This is a genomic window from uncultured Wocania sp. (assembly GCF_964021735.1).
Classification (GTDB): Bacteria; Bacteroidota; Bacteroidia; order Flavobacteriales; family Flavobacteriaceae; genus Wocania_A.
In genome coordinates this window covers 1-24411 of the sequence record NZ_CAXIBN010000005.1, presented here as the reverse complement: position 1 = coordinate 24411, position 24411 = coordinate 1, and the positions used below count along the sequence as shown (strand labels likewise).

24 protein-coding genes are annotated in these 24411 nt (G+C 30.9%); 11 read left to right on the top strand and 13 right to left on the bottom strand.

Annotated elements, in window-relative coordinates; genetic code table 11:
- Positions 1-15: 15 nt before the first annotated feature.
- From AADI82_RS01115 to mraZ, 3 genes are read right to left on the bottom strand one after another with little or no spacing between them, the layout of a single operon-like run.
- Entirely contained in the window at positions 16-333 is a 318-nt protein-coding gene (locus tag AADI82_RS01115; RefSeq protein ID WP_341214624.1) for an FtsL-like putative cell division protein, read from the bottom strand.
- A 7-nt stretch (positions 334-340) separates the two neighbouring features.
- Complete coding sequence (gene rsmH, locus AADI82_RS01110; protein WP_341214623.1) at positions 341-1249, bottom strand: 16S rRNA (cytosine(1402)-N(4))-methyltransferase RsmH; 909 nt, start codon at positions 1247-1249, stop codon at positions 341-343.
- Positions 1224-1694, bottom strand: coding sequence for a division/cell wall cluster transcriptional repressor MraZ (mraZ, locus tag AADI82_RS01105; RefSeq protein ID WP_341214622.1), 471 nt, complete (start codon positions 1692-1694; stop codon positions 1224-1226). The genes rsmH and mraZ overlap by 26 nt, the downstream gene beginning before the upstream one ends.
- A gap of 296 nt (positions 1695-1990) precedes the next feature.
- On the opposite strand from mraZ, the gene AADI82_RS01100 reads away from it, so the two are divergent.
- Both AADI82_RS01100 and yihA read left to right on the top strand, forming a co-directional pair.
- A complete protein-coding gene (locus tag AADI82_RS01100) occupies positions 1991-2755 on the top strand; it encodes an alpha/beta hydrolase (RefSeq protein WP_341214621.1) in 765 nt (254 codons plus the stop codon).
- Positions 2756-2827: 72 nt separating this feature from the next.
- Positions 2828-3439, top strand: coding sequence for a ribosome biogenesis GTP-binding protein YihA/YsxC (gene yihA, locus AADI82_RS01095; protein ID WP_341214620.1), 612 nt, complete (start codon positions 2828-2830; stop codon positions 3437-3439).
- Between the two features lie 98 nt (positions 3440-3537).
- On the opposite strand, the gene AADI82_RS01090 is transcribed toward yihA, so the two are convergent.
- Complete coding sequence (locus AADI82_RS01090; RefSeq protein ID WP_341214642.1) at positions 3538-5673, bottom strand: carboxy terminal-processing peptidase; 2136 nt, start codon at positions 5671-5673, stop codon at positions 3538-3540.
- Positions 5674-5870: 197 nt separating this feature from the next.
- On the opposite strand from AADI82_RS01090, the gene surE reads away from it, so the two are divergent.
- The 5 genes from surE (at position 5871) to AADI82_RS01065 (ending at position 10831) form a co-directional block, all read left to right on the top strand.
- Positions 5871-6647, top strand: coding sequence for a 5'/3'-nucleotidase SurE (gene surE, locus AADI82_RS01085; protein ID WP_341214619.1), 777 nt, complete (start codon positions 5871-5873; stop codon positions 6645-6647).
- Entirely contained in the window at positions 6640-6924 is a 285-nt protein-coding gene (locus tag AADI82_RS01080; RefSeq protein ID WP_341214618.1) for a hypothetical protein, read from the top strand. Before surE ends, AADI82_RS01080 begins: the two co-directional genes overlap by 8 nt.
- Before the next feature lie 128 nt (positions 6925-7052).
- Entirely contained in the window at positions 7053-8168 is a 1116-nt protein-coding gene (gene lpxB / locus AADI82_RS01075) for a lipid-A-disaccharide synthase (protein WP_341214617.1), read from the top strand.
- 7 nt (positions 8169-8175) lie between these two features.
- The gene (locus AADI82_RS01070; RefSeq protein WP_341214616.1) at positions 8176-8676 is read left to right on the top strand and encodes a C40 family peptidase; all 501 of its coding nucleotides are present in this window, start codon (positions 8176-8178) and stop codon (positions 8674-8676) included.
- 115 nt (positions 8677-8791) lie between these two features.
- Positions 8792-10831: a ComEC/Rec2 family competence protein gene (locus AADI82_RS01065; RefSeq protein ID WP_341214615.1), complete on the top strand. Its 2040-nt coding sequence runs from the start codon at positions 8792-8794 to the stop codon at positions 10829-10831.
- A gap of 55 nt (positions 10832-10886) precedes the next feature.
- Here the strand turns inward: AADI82_RS01065 and AADI82_RS01060 are convergent, their stop codons facing one another.
- The 4 genes from AADI82_RS01060 to AADI82_RS01045 form a co-directional block, all read right to left on the bottom strand.
- The gene (locus AADI82_RS01060; RefSeq protein WP_341214614.1) at positions 10887-11435 is read right to left on the bottom strand and encodes a thioredoxin fold domain-containing protein; all 549 of its coding nucleotides are present in this window, start codon (positions 11433-11435) and stop codon (positions 10887-10889) included.
- A gap of 88 nt (positions 11436-11523) precedes the next feature.
- Positions 11524-13308 carry a peptide MFS transporter gene (locus AADI82_RS01055; protein ID WP_341214613.1) on the bottom strand — a complete coding sequence of 595 codons (1785 nt, stop codon included), beginning with the start codon at positions 13306-13308 and terminating at the stop codon, positions 11524-11526.
- Between the two features lie 28 nt (positions 13309-13336).
- Positions 13337-14839, bottom strand: coding sequence for an oligopeptide:H+ symporter (locus AADI82_RS01050; RefSeq protein ID WP_341214612.1), 1503 nt, complete (start codon positions 14837-14839; stop codon positions 13337-13339).
- 30 nt (positions 14840-14869) lie between these two features.
- On the bottom strand, positions 14870-17101 hold the full coding sequence (locus AADI82_RS01045; protein WP_341214611.1) for a S9 family peptidase: 2232 nt from the start codon (positions 17099-17101) through the stop codon (positions 14870-14872).
- 150 nt (positions 17102-17251) lie between these two features.
- Here AADI82_RS01045 and AADI82_RS01040 point away from each other — a divergent pair, with 150 nt between their 5' ends.
- Together AADI82_RS01040 and AADI82_RS01035 are read left to right on the top strand one after the other, a co-directional pair.
- Positions 17252-18574: a hydroxymethylglutaryl-CoA reductase, degradative gene (locus AADI82_RS01040; protein WP_341214610.1), complete on the top strand. Its 1323-nt coding sequence runs from the start codon at positions 17252-17254 to the stop codon at positions 18572-18574.
- A complete protein-coding gene (locus tag AADI82_RS01035; RefSeq protein ID WP_341214609.1) occupies positions 18575-19537 on the top strand; it encodes a GYDIA family GHMP kinase in 963 nt (320 codons plus the stop codon). It begins immediately after the preceding gene.
- A gap of 78 nt (positions 19538-19615) precedes the next feature.
- On the opposite strand, the gene AADI82_RS01030 is transcribed toward AADI82_RS01035, so the two are convergent.
- The 4 genes from AADI82_RS01030 to AADI82_RS01015 form a co-directional block, all read right to left on the bottom strand.
- Positions 19616-19753, bottom strand: coding sequence for a hypothetical protein (locus AADI82_RS01030; RefSeq protein WP_341214608.1), 138 nt, complete (start codon positions 19751-19753; stop codon positions 19616-19618).
- Between the two features lie 42 nt (positions 19754-19795).
- The gene (locus AADI82_RS01025; RefSeq protein ID WP_034041457.1) at positions 19796-19957 is read right to left on the bottom strand and encodes a DUF1328 family protein; all 162 of its coding nucleotides are present in this window, start codon (positions 19955-19957) and stop codon (positions 19796-19798) included.
- Positions 19958-20297: 340 nt separating this feature from the next.
- Positions 20298-20747 (bottom strand): PA2169 family four-helix-bundle protein, encoded by a 450-nt coding sequence (locus tag AADI82_RS01020; protein ID WP_034041460.1) that lies wholly within the window; start codon positions 20745-20747, stop codon positions 20298-20300.
- A 164-nt stretch (positions 20748-20911) separates the two neighbouring features.
- Positions 20912-21346: a hemerythrin domain-containing protein gene (locus tag AADI82_RS01015; RefSeq protein WP_341214607.1), complete on the bottom strand. Its 435-nt coding sequence runs from the start codon at positions 21344-21346 to the stop codon at positions 20912-20914.
- A gap of 173 nt (positions 21347-21519) precedes the next feature.
- Here AADI82_RS01015 and AADI82_RS01010 point away from each other — a divergent pair, with 173 nt between their 5' ends.
- Together AADI82_RS01010 and AADI82_RS01005 are read left to right on the top strand one after the other, a co-directional pair.
- Positions 21520-22131, top strand: coding sequence for a DUF2652 domain-containing protein (locus AADI82_RS01010; protein ID WP_034041466.1), 612 nt, complete (start codon positions 21520-21522; stop codon positions 22129-22131).
- Positions 22132-22137: 6 nt separating this feature from the next.
- A complete protein-coding gene (locus AADI82_RS01005) occupies positions 22138-23169 on the top strand; it encodes an AraC family transcriptional regulator (RefSeq protein ID WP_341214606.1) in 1032 nt (343 codons plus the stop codon).
- Positions 23170-23218: 49 nt separating this feature from the next.
- Here AADI82_RS01005 and AADI82_RS01000 read toward each other — a convergent pair.
- Positions 23219-24411, bottom strand: a 1193-nt coding sequence (locus AADI82_RS01000; RefSeq protein WP_341214605.1) for a peptidylprolyl isomerase, incomplete at its 5' end; no start/stop codon positions are given.

The window sequence follows — 24411 nt, the reverse complement described above, 5'->3', positions numbered from 1 at the left end:
GCCAAGGTTTACTTTTTATTTTTGAGATTTTATTTTTATTTTTTTTGGCGGAATTATCGATGGCGATAATCCTTTTTCTTTCATTTTAATAACTACTGCCGATTCCATTTTAAGACGCATTAATTTAGATCTACCGTCTATAAATGCAGACCGCATTTCGTTTACTTCATTTTTTAATCGCGCAATTTCATATACTTTCTTATCAGCACTATGCGAACTCGCAATCATTACTATAGCTAATCCAGAGATAAAAAGAATCATGCGCCAATTTTTAAATGAATCGTCGCTCACTAAAAATGTTCCTTTTAATATACTGTAGATGCTTTTTTTCAATCTGTTATTATATTTTTTCAGCAATGCGAAGTTTTGCGCTTCTTGCTCTATTATTTATTTTTATCTCTTCTTTTGACGGAACAATTAAACCATTCACTTTTTTTAACGGCACTTCAAAATTCCCAAACATATCGCGTTCTGGCTCACCTTCAAAAAGTCCGTTTCTTATAAAACGCTTTACTAATCTATCTTCTAAAGAGTGATAGGATATAAAACTTAAACGACCTCCTGCTTTTAATATTTCTGGTGTTTGCTGCAGAAACTCCTTTAATGCTTCAATTTCTTGATTTACCTCAATTCTAATGGCTTGATAAATTTGAGCCAACACTTTATTTTCATGTCTTGGTGGCAAAAACTTTTTTAATACTTTTTTTAACTGTTCGCTTGTTTTAATTTTTTCGGTTTCTCTGTGTTCAACAATTAATCTTGCCATTGCTGGAGCAGCCCTTAATTCACCATACTGCAAAAACACTTGTTTTAATTGTTCTTCTTCATATTCATTAACCACATGAAATGCTGATAAGTCATTTTTTTGATTCATTCTCATATCTAAATCCGCATCAAAGCGTGTTGAAAAACCACGCTCGGCAACATCAAATTGATGCGATGACACTCCAAAATCTGCTAAAACACCATCAACTTGCTTAACACCATGAAATCTCAAAAATCGCTTTACATATCTAAAATTCTCATGAATCAACGTAAATCTGTCATCATCAATTGTATTTTCAAGAGCATCTAAATCTTGATCAAAACCAAACAACTTTCCATTTTCACCAAGACGTTTTAGTATTTCTTTACTATGCCCACCACCTCCAAAGGTTACATCTACATAAACACCATCTTCCTTGATATTCAAACCATCAACGGTTTCTTTAAGCAAAACTGGATTATGATATTCCATGCTCGTCTTCATCTTGTCCCATAACTTCTTCAGCTAAATCAGCAAAATCCATTGCAGCATCATCAATAACCTGTTCGTACTTATCTTTATCCCATATTTCAATAATGTTTACCGCTGGAGAAATGACTATGTTTTTAGAAATACCAGCAAAACCAATAAGATCTTTCGGAATTAGTAATCGCCCACTCCCATCAATATCAACCATTCTTGCTCCTGCATTAAATCGACGAATAAAATCGTTATTCTTTTTCTTAAACCTATTTAGCTTATTTACCTTTTGCATTACTGCTTGCCATTCGCTCATGGGGTACAACTCTAAGCATGGTTGAAAAACCGAGCGCCTCAATACAAACCCATCATTTAAAATAGTAGCCAATTGCTTTTTCATACCAGAAGGCATCATAAGCCTGCCTTTAGCGTCTATTTTACAATCGTATGTTCCTATTAATGAGTTCAAAGCGATTTCTATTCGTTATCGGGTTTAAGTTTCAAATATATCAAAAAATACTCCACATTTTACCACTTTACTACACTTTGTTAATAATTTTTCGATTAAATGCACTTTTAAATAGATATTAAATAATAAAAACCTTTTTAATTACTTACTATCAGTCAATTACATAAAATCTATTAACACAAACACTTTATTAACATCTTAATTTAAAAACAATTCCTCATGAGCTTTAATTAAAATGATTGAAATATGAATGAAATAACTATATTTGTTTTTAACGAAAAAAGACTGATTAGTTAATGACGCATCGTTTAAAAAAAGAGAAGAATTATAGCTATATTGAAATAGGAGAAGGTAAACCCATTATTGTTTTACATGGTTTAATGGGTGGTTTAAGCAATTTTGATTCTGTAACAAAGTTTTTTAGCGAAAAAGGATATAAAGTTATTATTCCAGAATTACCAATCTATAACATGTCTTTACTTAAAACCAACGTAAAAAGTTTTGCTAAATATTTGCATGATTTTATTGAGTTTAAAGGTTTTGATGATGTAATTTTATTAGGCAATTCTCTTGGTGGGCATATAGGCTTATACCACACAAAATTATTCCCGGAAAAAGTAAAGGCTTTAATAATTACAGGTAGCTCTGGGCTTTACGAAAGTGCTATGGGAGGCGGATATACAAAACGAAGCGATTACGAAGTGATAAAAAAGAAAGCTCAGGATGTGTTTTACGACCCTGCAGTTGCTACTAAAGAAATCGTTGACGAGGTTTACGAAACAGTAAACGATCGTAATAAGCTTATAAAAACACTAGCCATAGCAAAAAGTGCGATTAGGCATAATATGGCTAAGGATTTACCAAAAATGCAAACACCAACGTGTATTATTTGGGGGAAAAACGACAATGTTACACCTCCTGAAGTTGCCGAAGAATTTAATGAACTTTTACCAGATTCAGAGTTGTTTTGGATTGATAAATGTGGACACGCAGCTATGATGGAGCACCCTAATGAGTTTAACCAAATTCTTGATGCTTGGTTAAAGAAAAGAGGGCTATAAATTTTAATTTTATTACAAAAACCAAGTTCAATTAATAAGATTCCTAACTTCTTAGGAACAACAAAAATAATTATGCATATCAAATCTGCAGAATTTGTAATGAGCAATTCTGATGTTACAAAATGCCCAAAGAGCATGCTACCAGAATATGCCTTTATTGGCAGGAGCAATGTTGGAAAATCGTCGCTAATTAATATGCTAACCAGCCGAAAAAGCTTAGCAAAAACCTCTGGGAGACCAGGAAAAACACAGCTTATTAATCATTTTTTAATTAATAAAAACTGGCATTTAGTAGATTTACCTGGCTATGGTTATGCACGTGTTTCTAAAAGTGCGAAAAAGGTTTTTCAGAAATTTATAACGCAATATTTTGCTTTACGCGAGCAATTAGTTACTGCTTTTGTCCTTGTAGATATTAGACACAAACCACAACCTATTGATTTAGAATTCATGCAGTGGTTAGGCGAAAACGGCATACCATTTTCAATCATTTTTACTAAAGCTGATAAGCTTAAACCTAAAGCCATTGAAAATTATGTTGAAGCTTATAAAAATGTGCTTTTAGAAACCTGGGAAGACATACCAAATTACTTTATAACCTCATCATCTAAAGATATTGGGAAAGATAATGTATTAGATTATATTGATGGTTTAAATGCCAATATGGATTTATCTTCAAGCTAATTTTCTTTTTGCCTAGACTACTTACAAATCAAAAAACGCTCCAAAAGCTTAAAAACAACTTTTAGAGCGTTAACTGTTTTAACACTACATTATATAGCTTAATCTTTTATAGTTGCTACTTTTTTAATAGCGTAAGACATTTTTAAATCTTCAAGCACATTTAAAGCTTCTTCAATATATACATCTTTACTTAAGCTTTGGTGCCAACTTTCTCTTTTTTCTTTTAAATCGGTCGTGTCACTTTCAAAAAGTTTTTTTTCATAAGTGTGAGATGTAAACGTTAAGTTTGTTTTATAGTTTGAAATAGCATCAAAACGTTTGGACTCTAACTCATTCATATCATTTACTGCTTTATACTTTTCATAATTTAGTGGCACTAAGGTTTCATCTATTTTACTTTTTACCCATTTAGCATTTTCATCAATAAGCTTTAATTGCTCATTATTACTCATTCTTTCTTTGCTTTTATTAATGGTTTTATCGTAATCAAAATAACTATCCCAAACCGCATAATCAGCAGCATCAATTTCATCCCATGGCAATGGGTTGTCTTTATCTTTTTCGCCCACATCTATATAACTAAATCGCCCAGGTACTTTAACATCACTCTTCACGCCTTCTAATTGTACCGAGCCACCATTGATTCTATAGTATTTTTGTGTAGTTAATGCCAATGCCCCTAGGTCTCCAGCCGTATTGTTTCTAACTATATTATTTAAATTCATCACATTCTGAACTGTCCCCTTGCCATAAGTCTGCTTACTTCCAATAATAATAGCACGTTTATAATCTTGCATAGCTGCAGCCATAATTTCTGATGCAGATGCAGATATTTCGTTAACAAGAATAACTAATGGCCCGTCCCAAGCAATCGACTTATCTTTATCTTTTAAAACTTCTTTTGGCTTACCTGTTGAGCGTACTTGAACAATTGGTCCATCTTTTATAAATAAACCAGCCATATCTACTACTGCTGGCAACGAGCCACCACCATTATTACGTAAATCAAGCACTAATCCTTCCATGCCTTCAGCCTTTAAACGCTCAATCTCTTTCTTAACATCTGCTGCTGCATTTAGTTTCTTATAATCATTAAAATCTAAATAAAATGAAGGCAAATTAATAACGCCAAACTTCTTATTATTCTTTTCTACCATTGATGCTTTTGCATAAGTTTCACCTAACTCTACAATATCTCTTGTAATGGTAACATCTTTAATCGTGCCATCTATTTTTTTAATAGTTAAAGTTACTTTAGTTCCTTTTGGGCCTTTTATTAATTTAATAGCATCATCTATACGCATACCAACAATACTAATTGGCACTTCTTCATTTTCTTGTTTTACCTTTAAAATAACATCATCTATCTCTAGTTCTTTACCTCGCCACGCTGGACCACCAGAAACTAAATAAGTAATTTTAATATAATCCATACGTTTTTGAAGTCCTGCTCCAATGCCTTCTAATTTCCCAGACATACGTTGGTCGAAAACTTCTTTACTGCGAGGTGCCAAGTAATATGTGTGTGGATCAAACTCTTCTACAATAGCATTAACATAAACAGCAAAATAGTCTTCTCGTTTTAAATCATCTATGTTATCATTAAAGTATATGTCTAGCGATTTTAACATGGCTTCACGAGCTTCTTTTTCAATTTCTTTTTCGGTCTTCATTACATAAGACGGGTCTTTTTCTTTAGCTTGTTTTTCCTGTGTATAAATATCATCATAATTAGTAAGTGTTGAAAACTTAAGCTGTTGTCTCCAACGCTCTTTTAATTCTTTTCTATTTTTAGCGTAAGCGATGTTATCAGAATTGGTATCAAAGACTTCATCTTTAGTGTAATCAAAAGGTTTTGATAATACTTCTTTATATAATGATTTAGCTTCTTGAATGCGCTTTATCATGCGTTCGTGCGTCACATTAAAAAACGTAATGTCTGAGATTTGTATCTGATCGTCAATAGTTAATTTATACTTTTCGAAGTCTTTATAATCTGATTCGTAGAAATAGCGTTTTAAAGGATCGATAGTTTCTATATAATCTGAGAATAATTCTGCTGAAAACGCATCATCCATTGCTATAGGATCAAAATGAAGTTGTTCTAAAACACTTTTAATAATATGAATTAACATTTTATCTTTATCTGAATCGTCAAATGTTTTAGCAGTAAAACTACACGATGCAAAAGCTAGCAAAACTGTTAATAACAATACTTTATAATTCCTCTTCATAATATTTTTCATGTATTTATCTTTTTCTTAACTATTTAAAATAGTCATCATCAAACAAATTTGATAATTATTTTCTACTAAAATAAAGAAAAAACCATGCCAATAAAGGCAAATGCTACTAATTTTTTGTTAAAGCGAAGAAATTAAGTGTTTACTATCTAAATTATGTATTTTAGCGATGTTTTTATAAACATAATATGACAAAAAAACCATTAATTTTAGTTACTAACGACGATGGTATTAATGCGCCAGGTATTAGAACTCTAATAGAGGTTATGAACACTATTGGAGATGTTGTGGTGGTTGCTCCAGATAGTCCGCAAAGCGGTATGGGACACGCCATTACAATAAACTCGACTTTATATGTAAGACAAATTGGCATCAAAAACGAACCACAATTAGAATATAGCTGCTCTGGAACTCCTGCTGATTGTATAAAATTAGGTATTAGAGAAATATTAGACAGAACACCCGACTTATGTGTTTCTGGTATTAATCATGGTTCAAACTCATCAATAAATGTGATTTACTCAGGCACTATGAGTGCTGCAATTGAGGCAGGTATTGAAGGTATTCCAGCCATTGGGTTTTCGCTATTAGATTACAATTGGAAAGCTAATTTTGAAGCTTGCAAACCGTTTGTAAAAACCATTACCGAAAACGCTTTAAAACACGGCATACCAAATGATGTGGTTTTAAATGTTAACATCCCAAATATTTCAAAAGAAAACATAAAAGGTATAAAGATTTGCCGACAAGCTAAAGCGAATTGGGTTGAAGCTTTTGATAAACGACAAAATCCTCAAGGAAGAGATTATTACTGGCTTTCTGGAAAATTTGTAAATTTAGATGGTGGAGAAGACACCGACGAATGGGCGCTAGAAAACAATTATGTTTCTGTTGTTCCAACACAATTCGATTTAACGGCGCACAAACATATAAAAACATTAAAAAATTGGAATTTAAATGATTAGAAAAGATATATTTATAGGCATGTTTGTAGGATTGATTGCAAACGCTATCGGCCTTATTTTAGCGGCGACATTTTTAGGAGGTGGAGACGATTTTACTACCGTAATAAAGAATGCAGCTTCTGAAGGTTTTTTGGGTAAATTAATAAGTTTAGGTGCTATTTTAAACTTGGCTGCTTTTTTTATCTTTATAAGAAAAAAACAAGATTATAGAGCACGTGGTGTTTTATTAATAACTGTTTTTATTGCTGTTTTTACTTTTGTTTTTAAACTGTTTTAATATTATTTTATCCCCTCGAGCATTATCGAAATCAAAATATATTTTGATTAAAGATACGAACGCAGTTTTCGAGAGGTTTCGTGCATTAATTGATAGGTCTCGACTGCGCTCGACCTGACAACAAGAAAATGAAGTATTACATAATTGCTGGTGAAGCATCGGGTGATTTACACGCCTCTAACTTAATGAAAGCATTGCAAAAAGAAGATGCCAATGCTAATTTTAGGTTTTGGGGTGGCGACCTTATGCAAAACGTTGGTGGTACTTTAGTAAAGCATTACAAAGAGCGCGCCTTTATGGGTTTTGTTGAAGTTATTATGAACCTCAACAAAATATTTAAAGACATTTCGTTTTGTAAAAAAGATATTGAGGCTTTTAATCCAGACGTTATAATTTTTATAGATAATTCCGGTTTTAATTTACGCATTGCAAAATGGGCAAAACAAAAAGGTTTTAAAACCAATTACTACGTTTCGCCACAAGTTTGGGCATCCAGAGCTAATAGAGTGCATGCCATTAAAAGAGATGTTGATGCGATGTATGTTATCCTTCCTTTTGAAAAAGATTTTTATAAAGATAAATTTGATTACGATGTTACTTTTGTTGGGCATCCTTTAATTGATGCTATTGCTGATAGAACGCAGATTAATGAGTTTGAATTTAGAGCGACGTACAAACTAAACGACAAACCTATTATTGCACTTTTACCTGGTAGCAGAAAACAAGAAATTACCAAAATGCTTTCTATTATGTTGAGCTTAGTTGATGATTTTCCGGACTACCAATTTGTTATTGCAGGTGCGCCAAGTCAAGATTTTGAGTTTTATAAATCCTTTATTAAAAACTCGACTATTAGTTTTATCGATAACAAAACATACGATTTATTAAGTGTTTCCTTTGCGGCCTTAGTGACTTCTGGAACCGCTACCCTTGAAACCGCACTATTTAAAGTACCACAAGTAGTTTGCTATAAAGGCAGTAATATTTCGTATCAAATAGCTAAACGGATTATTACTTTAAAATACATTTCTTTAGTTAATTTAATCATGGATAGAGAAGTTGTTACGGAGCTTATTCAAAATGATTTCAATAAAAAAAGATTAAAGGACGAGTTAGAATTAATACTCAGTTCTGAAAAACGAAAGCAATTATTTTTAGATTATTACGATTTAGAAAAAAAATTGGGTGGCAAAGGCGCTAGTGAAAAAACAGCTAAACTGATTTACAAATCTTTACAAGCTTAGTTTAATTATGAAGAAGCTTCTTTTTATACTTATATTAATTATCAGTTTTAGCAGCTGTAAATCTTCAAAATCAGTAAATAAAAAACATACAGTAATTGTTAAAAAATCAGAAGCAAAACCACTTTTTAAAGCTGATAATATTATTGATTACGCCAAAAAATTTGAAGGTGTTCGCTATAAATATGGTGGCACTACAAAAAAAGGTATGGATTGTTCAGGGTTAATTTACACGTCTTTTAAAAGTGAAGCTATTCAACTTCCTAGAACTACAAAAGACTTAGCTATTAGTGGCGATTGGATAGACTTAAAAGAAGTTAAAAAAGGTGATTTGCTCTTTTTTGCAACCAAAAAAAATAGTCGGAAAGTAAATCATGTTGGCATTGTAACATCCTCGCGAGTAGGTCGAGTAGAGTTTATACATGCAACAACTAGTAATGGTGTTATAACCTCAGAGTTATCTGAACGTTATTGGTATTTTGCTTTTGTTCAAGCAAGACGTGTTCTTTAGAAAAAAGATTTTAGACCGCTACGTTTTTAGAACCTAGACTGTTTTTAACTAATTAACAAACAGTAGTAACGCTAAAAAATCATTTGGTTTTATAGTTTTTTAGTAACTTTCAATAATGAAGCTATTTAATTTCACAATCATTAAATTAACATGTTTCTTAATTATAGGAATTATACTTTCGTACTTACACCCTATCCCAATTCATTTAAACTTATATATAACTGTTGCACTATTAGTCATTTTATTCATCTTCCTTTTAATAGCAAGAAAACAATTTATTAAAACCATTTGGTTTGGGGTTTTAGCCTATATTTTAATGATTTTTATTGGTGTTTTAACAACTTCATTTCATAATCAAAAAAACTTTTCAAATCATTATTCTAAACTTGTTTCACTTGAAAAAGATACAGCAGAAACTATAACATTTAGAATTAGAGAAGTTTTAAAACCTGGAAATTATTACGACAAATATATTATTGATGTTTTAAAGATTAATGACGAAACGGTTTCAGGAAAATCGTTATTAAACATTCAAAAAGATTCCTCGCTATCGGCTTTAAAAGTAGATGAGATTGTTATTGGAAACATGGGATTTCAGAATCTTATTCATCCTTTAAATCCGCATCAATTTGATTATAAAAAATACCTTGAAAAAAAATACATCTATCATCAAATATTTACTAAAAATGAATCGCTCTTAAAAGTAAATGATGATACTCACACCCTTTTTGGACTTGCTGATAATATTCGAGAACACATCAATTTAAAGCTAAAACCTTACAATTTTAAACCTAACGAACTCGCTATAATTAATGCCTTACTACTTGGGCAACGGCAAGACATAAGCGAAGAAGTTTACACCAGTTACACCAATGCTGGTGCCATACATATTTTAGCGGTTTCGGGGCTGCATGTTGGTATTATTTTAATCATTTTAACGCTTGTTTTTAAACCCATTGAACGCTTAAAACATGGTAAACTTATAAAAACCATTTTGTTAGTTACTTGTCTATGGTGTTTTGCTTTAATTGCTGGTTTATCGGCATCAGTTACTAGAGCCGTAACCATGTTTAGCATAGTTGCTATTGCCATGAATTTAAAACGACCAACCAATATCTACAACACTTTGGCAATCTCCATGTTTGTCATTTTACTTTTTAAACCTTTGTTTTTATTCGATGTTGGTTTTCAATTAAGTTATTTGGCTGTTTTTGCGATTGTAGCTATAGACCCCATGCTTTATAATTTATGGCGACCAAAAAACCGGCTACTAGATAAATATTGGCATACGTTAACTATAACAGTTTCTGCGCAATTTGGAATTATACCTATTAGCTTATTTTATTTTCATCAGTTTCCTGGATTATTTTTTATCTCGAATTTAGTAATTATTCCATTTTTAGGTCTCATTTTAGGATTCGGGATTCTCGTTATTTTATTGGCTGTAACAAACTTGCTTCCAAACTTTTTTGCAGACATTTACGGTTACATTATTAGTGGCATGAATTGTTTTGTAGCTTGGGTTTCTAAACAGGAAACCTTTCTTTTAAAGGATATTGCTTTTAGTTTATTATATGTATTTGTTTCCTATTTACTTATTATTACACTTATAAAGTTTTTAAAGAAAAGAAGTTTTGTCAATTTAAAACTCCTGCTAATTTCTGTATTGATATTACAATTTTCTTTTATTTATTCATCTTATAAAACCCCTTCAAATCAATTTATAGTATTCCATAAAAGCAGATATACTTTAGTGGGAAATAACACCACCAATAACCTATTGGTAGCACATGATTTTGATAGTATAACACAATCTACAAATAAAATAATTAAAGATTTCACCATTGGAAATCATATAAAAATTATTAAGGAAAACACGTTAAAATCTGTCTATATTTTAAATAACAAGAAACTTTTAGTTGTTGATAGTTTAGGGGTTTATAACATTAAATCTTTTGAGCCTGATTATGTATTATTGAGACAATCTCCAAAAATTAATTTGAATCGATTAATAGACTCTATAAAACCAAAATATGTGATTGCCGATGGCAGTAATTACAAATCTTATATTGAAAGATGGGAGGCTATTTGTAAAAAACGAAAACTCCCTTTTCACCAAACTAGTAAAAAGGGAGCTTTTATTATTAACTATTAGGTTTCAATTTAAGTTTGTTTTGAGCATAGTCGAAAAAGGCTCAACCTAACATTTATTAATCTTTAAAATTAGACACAAAAGCTTTATAATAGGCATTAAACTCATCTTGAGTTTTAATATTTTTATGATCATCGTTTTTAAACATTTTTAAATACAACTCTAGTTGAGACGGTTTTTGATAGCCTCTAATAGGCGCAATAACTTCTCCTTTATCATCAAAAAATACAATAGTAGGGTAAGCGCTAATTTGCAAATACCTTGCTAAATCATGAGCTGAATTACGCCTATTTGCATTTGCAGGATTATAGTTAGGATTAGAAAATGTTTTTTCTTTATAATTCACACTTTCATTTCCTTCTCCATTAAATTTAACTGCGTAATAATGCTCATTTACATAATCAGCAACCTCCTTCTTTTGAAAAGTATTTCTGTCTAACATTTTACATGGCCCACACCAATTGGTATAAACGTCCATCATAATTTTTTTAGGGGTTTTCTTCTGAAGCTCTAATGCCTCTTGAAAAGTTACCCAATTTATTTCTTGTGCGATACCATTAACAGATGTTAAAATGGCTAATAGTAATATAAATGCTATCTTTTTCATAGTAATTTGAGTTGCAAAATTTGTTCCGAACTTACAAAAAAAGCTCCTAAACAGGAGCTTTTTGAATTTATTTTAACACTTTTTTCGATTAACGAACACCGTGCATTAATTTTTTCAAAACTTTACTTAATAAAATTGAAATTAATCCAACACCCATAGGAATCAATGTAAATATTAAAAAGAAAGTACTTAATGAGTATTGCTCTGTAATTTTATCAATCATACCACCCATTGTTCCTGCAGCTTTTTGTCCAATAGCAATAGCTAAATACCAAATACCAAACATAAAACCAATCATACGTCCAGGAACCAATTTGCTTAGGTATGAAAGCCCTACCGGGGAAATACAAAGCTCTCCCATAGTATGTAGTAAATATGCTAATATTAAAAATATCATACTCACAGAAGCTGTTTTTGCTCCTTGAGGAATTCCCATTGTACCAAATACTAAAACACCAAAACCAAGTCCTAAAAGTATAAGTCCAAAACCATATTTCATACCTACACTTGGGTTGTATTTGCTTTCCCACCATTTAGAAAACAAAGGAGCTAACGTGATAATAAAGAAAGAATTTAATATTCCAAACCATGAAGCACCGACTTCGGTTGTATCTTTACTAAATTCATTATTAACTTTATAACCAACAACAAACCATAAGAATACGAAAGTAAGACCTAAAACAATATTTGAATACGGAATTTTAGAATAAGTCTTTTTAAATAACAAATATAACACCCAAGTTATAATTGCTAATGGCACAACAGTTAATATTAAATCAATAATTTTAAATACCATTGCTGAATTTCCGCTTAAAGCTCTTGCTGTATAATCTCTAGCAAATAATGTCATTGACCCCAATGATTGTTCAAAAGCTGCAAAGAAAAATACCGTGAAGATTCCGAAAATAGAAACTGCAATAATCTTATCTCTAACTATTGTGTTATATCTAGAAATTCTTGTAATTATTAAATACAAAAATAAAACTAATGCGAGTAAGATGGTGACATTGGAACCGTCTAAATTACCAATTTTAAAATTCAACATGTTAATATCACCAATCTTTGAAATAGGATCGTTAAACAGATATAACAATCCCCCAATAGAAGATAATAAAATCAATATTTTATCAATACTTGTAAAAGGATTCAGCTTTTCTGAGCTTGATGTTGTATCATGTTCTTTAGGACTATCTTCATTTATATTTTGGGGTAATTCAACTTCATGAATTTTAGAAGGTTTTTCTCCAATTTGTCCAAATAAATCTTTTGCTAACCAAAACTGAATAAGACCACCCAACATAAATATACCGGCTAATCCAAAGCCATAACTCCATCCAATATTTTCGGCTAAATAACCACAAAGCATCATCCCGAAGAAAGCTCCAGCATTAACTCCCATATAATAAATAGTATAAGCACCATCTTTTTTAGACTCTTTGCCTTTATACATTTCAGAAATCATTGATGTCATATTCGGCTTAAAAAAACCAGTACCAATTACTAATAAAGCTAACCCTAAATATAAAGACCAAGTTGTCTCAAAAACCATAAAAGCATGACCAAGCATCATGACAAAACAACCAATAATTACTGCCCATTTATAGCCTGTAATTTTATCAGCTAGCCAACCACCTACAATTGGCGTTAAATACAATAATGAAGAATAAGTTCCAATTAACGCTAAAGCATTTTCTCTAGACCATTCCCAACCTGGATTATCGCTTAAATAAGGAGCTGTTAAAAATAAGACCAATAATATTTTCATTCCGTAGAATGAAAAACGCTCCCACATTTCGGTAAAAAATATAACAAAAAGCCCAGCAGGATGCCCTATTACTTTGTCTTTAAAAAGATTTTCAATATCAGTATTCATATATGATTAGTTTAAATAAAATAAATGTTTAGTGTACATTACCCATTAGCTTTCTCATTAATGGAGAGAATAAAAGAATAACTAGACCGGCGCCTAAAGAGTACATAGCAATTAACTCAAATCCGTTTGTATAAACCTCTAAAGTATCTAAACCCCCAACATTTACATCTGTGCTTTCAATAGCTAATTGTTTTGAGATAAAGCCTACAATTTGAAATGCAAAAGCCGATGACAAAAACCAAACACCCATCATAAAAGCTACAATATTTTTTGGTGATAAATCTGTGATTTTGGACAAACCTACAGGTGACATAAATAATTCTCCAACAGAAATTATAAAATACATTATTAATAAATACGCAAAAGGAACCATACCATTTTCATCTGCGCTTGCTCCGCTAATTGATAATATATAAAAACTTGCTCCAGCTAATACTAAACCAAGTCCAAATTTATAAGGTGTTCTAGGGTTCAAATTCTTTTTAGATAAGTATCCCCATAATAAAGAAATAGGAATCGCTAAAATGATTATAAACATGGAGTTTAAAGCATTTGTTTGACTTGCAGTCATGATTCCCTCTAAAGACACGTTTCTTGATGCAAACAATGTAATTACACTTCCTGATAATTCATGAAAACCCCAGAATAATGTCATAAAGAAAGTAATTAATACTGCCATAATTAATTTTTTACGAGCTTCATTATCTAATTTAAATATTATATAAGCCAAATAAGCTAAAACAGCAAAACCTATAAACTTAAAAATACCGCTTACATAATTTTGCTCCCAAGAAGAAAGTAAGTATGCAATAATTGGAGCGCACAAAAATGCAACAATAGGGATTAAAGTTTTTTGGGGAATACCCAAAACTTTCTTTTCATAAACTTCTTGACTTGGCGGCATTCCTTTATCTCCAAAAACATTCTTTTTAATTCCGCTCCAAAAGAAAATCAAACCTGTTAACATCCCAATTCCCGCTAAGCCAAAACCATAATGCCACCCATATTCATAAGCTAACCAACCACATAGTAGAGGCGCAACAAATCCACCTATATTAATACCCATATAAAAAATAGTAAAACCAGAATCTTTTCGCACATCACCATCTTTATATAGAGCTCCTACAAAAGTGGATATATTTGGTTTAAAGAAACCGTTACCTACAACAATAAAAGCTAACGCAAGAAAGAAAGCTATATCGTTTTGAATAGCTAAAACAAAATGACCTAGTGCCATTAAAACCCCACCTAAAAAGATAGAACTGCGCATACCTAAAATCTTGTCAGAAATTTGACCGCCTATAACAGTCGACGCATATACTAATGAGCCATAAGAAGCATAAACAACAGCCGTTGCTGCATCACGTTCTACAATAGCTTTAAAAATCTCTTGCACCATATAAAGCGTCAACAACGCTCGCATGCCATAGAAACTAAATCGTTCCCATAATTCTGCAAAGAATAAATAAAATAATCCTTTTGGGTGCCCAAATAATTCTTCTTGATCTTTGGTATTAACAGTATCTGCCATAAACTTATTGTTAGTTAGTTAGTAATTATCTTATCCTCTAATTTCTACTTTTTTCACTTCACTTTCTTTTGCTTTTTCTCGTTTATCTCCAAGTTTAGCATTTATAAAATTAGTCATTTTTTTATAGAGATGTAACCTTGTATTTCCGCCGTAAATACCGTGGTTATCGTCCGGATATACACCCCAATCGAATTGTTTATCAGCTTGAATTAAAGCTTCAACTAATCGCATGGTATTTTGTAAATGTACGTTATCATCAGCAGAACCATGAATTAACAAATAATCACCTTTAAGCTTATCTACGTGATTTATAGGTGAATTATCATCATAACCACTTGCATTTTCCTGCGGTGTGCTCATATAACGCTCAGTATAAATAGAATCATAAAAACGCCAGCTACTAACCGGTGCTACAGCAATTGCCATTTTAAATACATCGTTTCCTTTAAACAAGGCATTGCTACTCATAAAACCGCCATAGCTCCAACCCCAAATACCTATTCTACTCGCATCAATATATGATAATGCTCCTAATTGCTTTGCAGCTTGAATTTGATCTTCAACCTCGTATTTACCTAATTGATTTTGCGTTACTTTTTTAAACTTCGCTCCTTTAAAACCTGTTCCTCGCCCATCAACACAAGCCACAATATAACCCTGTTGTGCTAAATGCTGATACCAGTAATCATTTGAACTATTCCAACGGTTAGCAACCTGTTGAGAACCTGGACCTGAATACTGATACATCAATAACGGATATTGTTTAGAAGCATCAAAATCTGCAGGTTTAATCATCCACATATTCAAATCATTTCCATTCACATGAATGGTGCTAAACTCTTTTTTTGAGGTTTTATAATCGGTAAGATTTTTTGATAACACATCGTTATCTTTAATGCTTTTTATAAGATTACCAGACGCAGCACTATTTAAAGTATATTCTGGCGGTGTAGTTGCACTAGAAAAGGTATTAATAAAATATGAAAAATCTGCACTAAATGAAGCTCCGTTAGTGCCTTCGCTTTTTGTAAGTCTAGTTTTATTACGCCCATTTAATTTAATCGAATATACATCACGATTTATTGAGCCATTTTCTACAGATTGGTAAAAAATTCTGTTTGTTTTTTCATCATATCCATAATAGTTTGTGACTTCCCAATTCCCTTTAGTTATTTGATTGATTAATTCACCTTCTTTTGAATAATGATAAATATGATTGTAACCATCCTTTTCACTTGTCCAAATAAAACTATTATCCTTTAAAAATGTTAAGTTATCCGTAATGTCAATATAAGCACTATCCTTTTCGGCAAGTGCTAAATTTAATATATTCGTTTTGGTATTTATCATCCATAAATCCAATTCGTTTTGGTGACGATTCATATATTGAGCACTTAAAACATCTGGACTATTCGTCCATTTAATTCTAGGTATATAAAAGTCGTTATACGTTTTATCAACTTCTACGTTGTTAGTTTTATTAGTGTCTAAATGATATATGTGAAGTGAAACTATAGCATTTTTCTCTCCTGCTTTTGGATACTTAAATACTTGCTGTGTTTGGTAAAGTGATGTACCATAAATGTCCATTGAAAACTCCGGAACATCAGTTTCATCAAACCTAATAAATGCAATTTTATTACTTGCTGCATTCCACTCAAATGCACGAACAAAAGCAAATTCTTCTTCGTAAACCCAATCTGTTATACCATTAATAATTTTATTTTTTTCACCGTCAAAAGTAATTTGTGTTGTATCACCAGTGATTAAATCTTTAATATATAAATTGTTTTCAAATCCGTACGCTACTTTAGTTCCGTCTGGAGAAAATGTAGGTTCTTGAATTTTATTTTCGGTGATTAAAGTTATTGATTTATCGGTTGTATTATAAACATAATAGTTTCCTAACGTCGATCTCCTATATATAGACTCTTCGTTTGTTGCCAATATAACTTTACTTTCATCTTGACTAAAAGTGTAATCAGTAAAATAATTTAGTTCTTTTATATCTGAAGAACTCACTAATGTTTTTGTTTTTTTTAAAGTCTTGTAATCATAAATATCAATGGTAGTCGACCTCGTGTTTCTATCAAAATTCAACACCGAGTATTGTTGTCCGTTTTTCATAGAATGCAAAGCATCCATTCCTTCTGTTCTAAAGGTGCCATCCCAAATTTCTTCAAGTGTAATTTGCTTAGTTTGAGCCGATAAAGTTATAGTGATGAAAAGACAGAAAAATAGAGGTAATCTTAGAAATTGCATTTAAAATTATTTTTTTGATAAAACGATGTCAAGTTTACTAAAAATTATGCAAAAAACCGACACTATTAACAGTTAAATGAATGAATGTGATAACCAAGTATTCAATTTTCATACCAAGAATGGTATATTTGCTTTGTAAAACAGTTAATAATGAGTAAAACAATTTCTGGGTTTTCTAAGCTATCAAAATCTAAAAAAATTGATTGGATTGTAGATACATATTTTTCAAATACAGAAGATGCTAAACGAGTTTTAAAACAATATTGGAGCAGCAACGAAAAATTACAGCAACTCCATGACGAGTTTATCGAAAACACAATAACCAATTATTATTTGCCTCTTGGAGTTGCACCAAACTTTTTAATCAACAATACTATTTACACCATACCAATGGCTATTGAGGAAAGCTCTGTTGTTGCTGCCGCAAGTAAAGCAGCAAAATTCTGGTTAGATAGGGGTGGTTTTAAAACTAAGGTGATTTCGACTACTAAAATTGGTCAAGTACATTTTATGTATTATGGTGATTTCAATAAATTACAAAGCTTTTTTGAGCATGTAAAGTCCAAACTCATTAAAGAAGCTAAACCCATTACTAAAAATATGGAAGCTCGTGGTGGTGGTATTTTAGATATTAAATTACAAGATAAAACCGAAGACTTAAAAGGCTATTACCAATTACATGCATCTTTTGAAACCTTAGATGCCATGGGTGCAAATTTCATAAATTCTTGTTTAGAGCAGTTTGCAGAAACCTTTAAAAATGAAGCTTTATTATTTGATGGGTTTTCTGAAGAGGAAAAGCAAATTCAAGTCGTAATGAGTATTTTATCAAACTATGTTCCAGATTGTTTGGTAAGAGCCGAAGTAAGCTGTAAGATTGAAGATTTAAATGAAGATGACTCTTTATCTGCTGAAGATTTTGCAAATAAATTTATTCAAGCTGTTAATATTGCCGAGATAGAACCTTACCGAGCAGTTACTCATAATAAAGGGATTATGAATGGTATTGATGCTGTAGTTTTAGCAACAGGCAACGATTTTAGAGCTGTTGAAGCGGGTATACATGCCTATGCTTCTAGAAACGGAAAATACAGTAGTTTAACGCATGCTAAAATTGAAAATGGTATATTTTATTTTTGGATGGAAATCCCTTTAGCACTTGGTACTGTTGGTGGACTTACAGGTTTACATCCTTTAGTAAAATTAGCTTTAGAATTATTACGCAAACCATCTGCTAAAGAGCTTATGCAAATTGTTGCTGTTGCCGGTTTAGCTCAAAACTTTGCTGCATTACGCTCCTTAACAACAACCGGCATTCAGCAAGGACACATGAAAATGCATTTGATGAATATTTTAAATCAGTTTGAAGCTAGCGACAACGAAAAGATTTTACTAACGGATCATTTTAAAACGAATACGGTTACGCATAGTGCGGTTGTTGAAGCTATTGAAAAGTTAAGATTAAAAAATTAAATGGAACGTTTTTATAGCAACGGAAAATTATTATTAACTGGAGAATATTTAGTACTTAACGGTGCGCTATCCTTAGCAATTCCAACAAAATATGGACAGTCATTAGAAATTAAATCCATAAATGAATCTAAACTCATTTGGAAGAGTTTAGATGAAAAAGGAAATGTTTGGTTTGAGGGTGAGTTTTTGGCTGATAAGATTACCACGTTGCAAGCGCCTCGTAATGACGTTTCAGATAGATTAATTCAAATACTTAATGTTGCAAAACAACTTAATCCAAATTTTTTAAATAATCTAAACGGTTTTAATGTAACAACTTCATTAGGTTTTCCTAGAGATTGGGGATTGGGTACATCGTCGACATTAATAAACAACATTGCACAATGGGCAAATGTTGATGCTTACCAACTTTTAGAAAACACCTTTGGTGGAAGCGGTTATGATATTGCTTGTGCGCAATATAATAAACCTATTACCTATAAATTAATTAATAGTGAAGTGCTTAAACAACCTTTCGACTGTGCTCAAGGTGACATAATTAAGCATGACGAAAAAAGACTTATTAAAGAAGTTAATTTTAATCCTTCATTCAAACACCATTTATACTTTGTATATTTAAATAAAAAGCAAAATAGTCGTGATGGCATTGCACAATTTAAGAACAATACTTCAGATTTATCAGAATCTATCTCACAAATAAATAACATTACTAAAAGTATAATGTCTTGTGAAACAATTGACATATTTATATCACTTATTGAAAAACATGAAAATATCATTTCGGAAATCATAAAAGAAAAGCCAGTAAAGGATTTATTATTTAGCGATTTTAGTGGTGGTATAAAAAGTCTTGGTGCTTGGGGAGGTGATTTTATTTTGGTGGCTTCAAAAGATAATCCAGAAGCTTATTTTAAAAAAAAGGAATTTAATACTATTATTCCTTTTAGGAATATGATATTATAAGTTTTAGAATTACTATATAAAAAAAAATAGAACCCACCTAAGTGAGTTCTATTTAAATTCTATTTTTTAAAAAACTAATTAATCTACAGCATCTTCAACATCGTCTGCCACATCTTCTACAGCATCTTCTACTTTATCGCCTGTAGTTTCTCTGCAACTTGTAAATACTGCTGAAATTGTAAATAAGATTAAAAATATTTTTGCTACTTTTTTCATTTTAATTGTATTTTAAAATTAATAATTGGTTGAATATTTTATCTATTTTTTAACAACACCTTTTAGTAGTGATAATACAAAAAGCACTAAAAAAATGTAAAATAAAATTTTTGCGATTCCAGCTGATGCTCCAGCTATTCCGCCAAATCCTAAGATTCCTGCTATTACTGCAATTATTATAAATGCTATTGTCCAACGTAACATATTATTTGGTTTTAATGGTTAAACTTTAATGAGAATTCGACTATCAAATTCTATACTACAAATATGTATTTTCCTGTAGAGTTAGCTTAACTCATACAAAGCATTTATTAACTCAAATAAATGTTTCTTGATAATTTTCTATAAAAAAACCTCAGCATCTTTTTAAGTATGCCAAGGTTTAATTCACTAACCAACCAATATACAATATTAGTCTGCTTAAAACATTTCTGTTAACTCAATAAAGTAAATTTTTAACTGTATTAAAATTAATTTTCATAAATACTACAGATATAAAAAAAGGATGTTTAAACATCCTTTTTTTATATCTGTAGAAGAATTATTAACTTAAGTCTTCTAAAGTTTTAATTCTAGATAAACCATTTTCAATTTTATTCTTTTGCGATTCTAAAATTGATTTTGTGCTTGATGGTAAACTCGTTTCATTAATAACCTCGCAATACTCATCAATAGCCGATTTTTCTCCTCTAATGGCTTCTTCTAACATTGATTCTTCATTCTCTGAAGAAAACAAAGCTTTAACATCCATCCAAGTTCTGTGTGCAGATCCTGCAATGCTTCCACCTTTATCAACATCTTGACCAAATGCTCTTATTTCGCTTTTTAATTCATGCCCAAAATCATAACGCTCTTGTGCTTTTCTTTTAAAATAAGATTTTAAAGCAAGGTTATCTACATTATCTGCTGCTTTTTTAAATCCTTTTTCAGCATCGTATGTTTTTTCTAGTAAATCGTTTAATTTTTCTCCAACATCTTCTGTGTAAGTACTCATAATTATATAGGTTTTATGTTAACAGTAACTTGTTTAAAGATGCCTACTGGTTTACATCTGTGTTAATAAGTAACACGCTTACTTTTTTTTACTGATGTAAAATTAACTAATAACAAAGCTTTCAATTAGTTCAAATAAGTTTGTTATTAACTCATATCAAAAAACTATAAATTTTTGTTCATATAATTGGTATAATCCTCTGCTAGGCTTTTCTTTTTAGTTTCAGAGAACACTTTTCCTGCTAGTTGAAAAAATATGTGCTCTTCATCTTCTAAATGATGCTCAACTTTTTCTTTTAAATCTTTAGCATACTTTAACCAAGCTGAAGAATCATAATCTGTTTCTTCTAGCTTTTCAATTAATTCATCAATTTCATGATGCTCTGCAATACCGTGTCTAGCTTTCTCTTGCATCATATCGTTACTAATTAAAGGTTTGTAAAAATGACGCTCTTCTGCATTTGCATGTATTTCCAGCTCGTTTTTAAGTGTTTTGAAAGTTTGCTTTCTTTCCTTAGTCTCTCCAGAGGTATTAACTAATTTTTTAAGTAAATCTCTTTGTGTATCGTGGTCTTTTCTTATCGCTTCAAATATGTTCATAATTCTATTTTATTTTTTATTCACTCAAAATTATAACACTTAATTATTTAAAATTTGTTCAATCAAAACAAAGATTAACTGTAATGGTTTTTTAATTAACCTATTTAAAAAAAATTTATTTTTATATAGTTAATAACACTACCTTTAAATTGTTTTTTTAAATATGTAAAATAATGAAGCAAAACCCAATGCTAATATGCATTCCAGACATAAGTGGCTTTACTCAATTTATGAGTGAAACAGATTCTGATTTAAGTTCTAAAGTCATACCTTCTTTATTAAATAAAATTATTTATTCTAATGAAATTGGTTTAAAAGTTTCAGAAATTGAAGGTGATGCTGTTTTGTTTTATAGATCTGGTAAATTACCTTCTTTAAAAATATTGATAAATCAATGTATTCACTTTTATAAAGAATTTTATAAACAATTAAATATTTTAAAAGAGACATATAATGATAATGATGATAGCCATAAAATACCGAAAACTCTAGGGTTGAAAATTATTCTACACTATGGACATGAGATTGACACAGTGCAAATTGGAAAACATATAAAACTTATGGGAGAAGATGTTATTATTGCCCATAAATTACTTAAAAATAAAGTTCCGAAAGATGAATATTTATTAATATCTGAAAACTTAATATCTCAGTACGACATGAAAGATTTAGACAATAAATTATACTGGGGAGAATTAAAGAATGGAGAAAACGTATATGAGCATCTAGGAGAAATTAACTATACGTATATAGACTTACTGCCACTTTTAAATTTTAATGAGTAATTTTTTATGATAGAAATTGAAATTATAGCAGATAATACTAAAGAAATTCTTGAAGAAATTCAGAAACACATAGGAGGAACTATTGTTGAACAATGGAGTGAGTGTACTTTAATTGTTGATAACGACATAGCAAATGGCAGTATTCGTTTTATACCTTTTGATTGGGGTGTAAACCTTTTAGATTATAACATAATATTTAATGATGACATAAGTCTTAAAATACATGCCAATGAATTTAATCCAATTAGATTTGTTTATGCGCTCAATGGCAGTTTTAAACATAAGTTTGGCTTAGATAATAGAGAAGAGTTAATAGAACAATTTCATTCTTTAATATTTACTAATAAAGCTAAAGGTATTAATTACATCTATTTCCCTAAGAATACAAAACTAGAAATTAACTCAATTCAAATAAGACGAAAACGTTTTTTAAAGAAGCGAACCACTAAAGTATCTACACTAAGTAAAAAACTACACGAAGTTTTTATAGATACTGATTATGAAAATAGATATGTACATTATGGAACTCTTAATTTAAAGATGGCAGACCTTGTAAAAAAAACAAGCAATGTAAAAGAGCTAGGGATGCTAAGAATTCTAAAAATCGAAGCTAAAGTTTATGAAATTTTAGCATTGCATATTCAACAACATTATAAATCTCAGCAAGGTGTACCATTGCCAACTTCGCTTATAAAAAGTGAGCTTATTACAGTTAGAAAGCTTGGAGAAGCCATTTTAAAAAACCCTGCAAAGAATTATTCTTTAGATCAATTATCTAAAGAATCTGGGCTATCTCAAGCGAAACTTCAAGATGGTTTTAAATTTTTATATACAAGAACTGTAACAGAATATATTAGACATGTAAGATTAGAGTCTGCAAGAGACTTAATAACTAATACCGATTTGAATATATCTCAAATTGTTTATACCATAGGTTTTACAAGTAGAAGTTACTTTTCGAAAATTTTTAAAGAGAAATATGGTGTTACTCCTAACGAATTTAAAAAGCAATTAATAGTAACACCTATTGCTATTTAATAAAAAAAGCCTCGTTAAACGAGGCTTTTTTATAGATATATTTTATTATTTATTGAACTTGAGTTTTAGCTCTGTTATCTTCAATATCGGCAGCTTCTTTTAAAGCATTATATAACTTTGCAGTTACTACACTAACTTTTTGAGTTTCTACTTGATTTGCAAATGTTTGGTAATTATCTAGCTCTACCGCCGGAGTTACTTTAGTTACTTGAACCATGTAAACACCATTTGCTCCATCTATTAATTTAGATGTTTCACCTTCATTTAAACCAAATGCAGACCCAACAATAATTGGCTCTCTACCAGCACCAGAAAGTGTTGGCGATTTCATGGTAACCGCCGAAGCAGTTCTTACTGTGGTATTTTCGGCAGCTGCTAAATCTTCTAAAGTTGTAGCTGTAACTCTATCTCTAATAATTTTAGCCTTTTTTTCTTTACGTATTACTGGTATTGCTGTTGCAGACGCATCTTCAACACTCTGAAGTCCTTCTTTATGCTTAGCTACTAATTGCGCAATAACATAACCGTTAGGCACATTAAAACGTTTAATATCTCCTACTTCTATATCTTCTTCAAAAGCCCAACGTACAATTGGTCTTTGATTACCAACGCCTGGGATGTTTTCATCTAATGCTTTAATACCATTTACTGGTCTAACCGTAAACTTATTCTCGGTTGCAATGTCTTGAAAATCATTTTCTCCAGCTTTTATTTCGAAGTTTGAAGCATCTCTAAATACTTTAGATATTGTAGCTTCAGATGGTTCAATTTTACGAGCAATAGTTCCTACTTGAACAGCTCTCTTTTTGTTTTTCTGTCCTTCAACTTCAATAATATGAAATCCAAAAACAGTTTTAACCACACCTAAATCTCCTACTTTACCTTCAAATTCAAAATCATTAAACTCAGGTACCATCGTATTATATGGATGCCAATCGTAACGTCCTTCTTTTTCAACACTTCCTTTATCTGATGAAAATTCTTTTACAAACTCACCAAATTTAGATTTATTAGATTTAAGAATTGTTAAAAGACTATCAGCAGTTGCCTTAGCTTGTGCTTCAGTCTGCACAACATCTGGTGCAGCAGCTTGAGCGCCTCTAAAAGGAATTAATATATGACGTACTTTTGCAGAGTCTGGTATTTGTTTAACCGCTACAACTTTAGTTACCTTAAAGTATCCATTATCTTTATATGGGCCATAAACCTCCCCTTCATTTAGATTAAAAATACTATCTGCAA

Coding starts and splice junctions, on each gene's coding strand:
- AADI82_RS01055 (WP_341214613.1), bottom strand. CDS start 13,308: ATGAATACTGATATTGAAAATCTTTTTAAAGACAAAGTAATAGGGCAT.
- surE (WP_341214619.1), top strand. CDS start 5,871: ATGACAAAAAAACCATTAATTTTAGTTACTAACGACGATGGTATTAAT.
- AADI82_RS01030 (WP_341214608.1), bottom strand. CDS start 19,753: ATGAAAAAAGTAGCAAAAATATTTTTAATCTTATTTACAATTTCAGCA.
- AADI82_RS01065 (WP_341214615.1), top strand. CDS start 8,792: ATGAAGCTATTTAATTTCACAATCATTAAATTAACATGTTTCTTAATT.
- lpxB (WP_341214617.1), top strand. CDS start 7,053: ATGAAGTATTACATAATTGCTGGTGAAGCATCGGGTGATTTACACGCC.
- AADI82_RS01070 (WP_341214616.1), top strand. CDS start 8,176: ATGAAGAAGCTTCTTTTTATACTTATATTAATTATCAGTTTTAGCAGC.
- AADI82_RS01020 (WP_034041460.1), bottom strand. CDS start 20,747: ATGAGTACTTACACAGAAGATGTTGGAGAAAAATTAAACGATTTACTA.
- AADI82_RS01015 (WP_341214607.1), bottom strand. CDS start 21,346: ATGAACATATTTGAAGCGATAAGAAAAGACCACGATACACAAAGAGAT.
- rsmH (WP_341214623.1), bottom strand. CDS start 1,249: ATGAAGACGAGCATGGAATATCATAATCCAGTTTTGCTTAAAGAAACC.
- AADI82_RS01010 (WP_034041466.1), top strand. CDS start 21,520: ATGAAGCAAAACCCAATGCTAATATGCATTCCAGACATAAGTGGCTTT.
- AADI82_RS01080 (WP_341214618.1), top strand. CDS start 6,640: ATGATTAGAAAAGATATATTTATAGGCATGTTTGTAGGATTGATTGCA.
- AADI82_RS01045 (WP_341214611.1), bottom strand. CDS start 17,101: ATGCAATTTCTAAGATTACCTCTATTTTTCTGTCTTTTCATCACTATA.
- AADI82_RS01100 (WP_341214621.1), top strand. CDS start 1,991: ATGACGCATCGTTTAAAAAAAGAGAAGAATTATAGCTATATTGAAATA.
- AADI82_RS01060 (WP_341214614.1), bottom strand. CDS start 11,435: ATGAAAAAGATAGCATTTATATTACTATTAGCCATTTTAACATCTGTT.
- AADI82_RS01005 (WP_341214606.1), top strand. CDS start 22,138: ATGATAGAAATTGAAATTATAGCAGATAATACTAAAGAAATTCTTGAA.
- AADI82_RS01025 (WP_034041457.1), bottom strand. CDS start 19,957: ATGTTACGTTGGACAATAGCATTTATAATAATTGCAGTAATAGCAGGA.
- yihA (WP_341214620.1), top strand. CDS start 2,828: ATGCATATCAAATCTGCAGAATTTGTAATGAGCAATTCTGATGTTACA.
- AADI82_RS01050 (WP_341214612.1), bottom strand. CDS start 14,839: ATGGCAGATACTGTTAATACCAAAGATCAAGAAGAATTATTTGGGCAC.
- AADI82_RS01090 (WP_341214642.1), bottom strand. CDS start 5,673: ATGAAGAGGAATTATAAAGTATTGTTATTAACAGTTTTGCTAGCTTTT.
- AADI82_RS01040 (WP_341214610.1), top strand. CDS start 17,252: ATGAGTAAAACAATTTCTGGGTTTTCTAAGCTATCAAAATCTAAAAAA.
- AADI82_RS01035 (WP_341214609.1), top strand. CDS start 18,575: ATGGAACGTTTTTATAGCAACGGAAAATTATTATTAACTGGAGAATAT.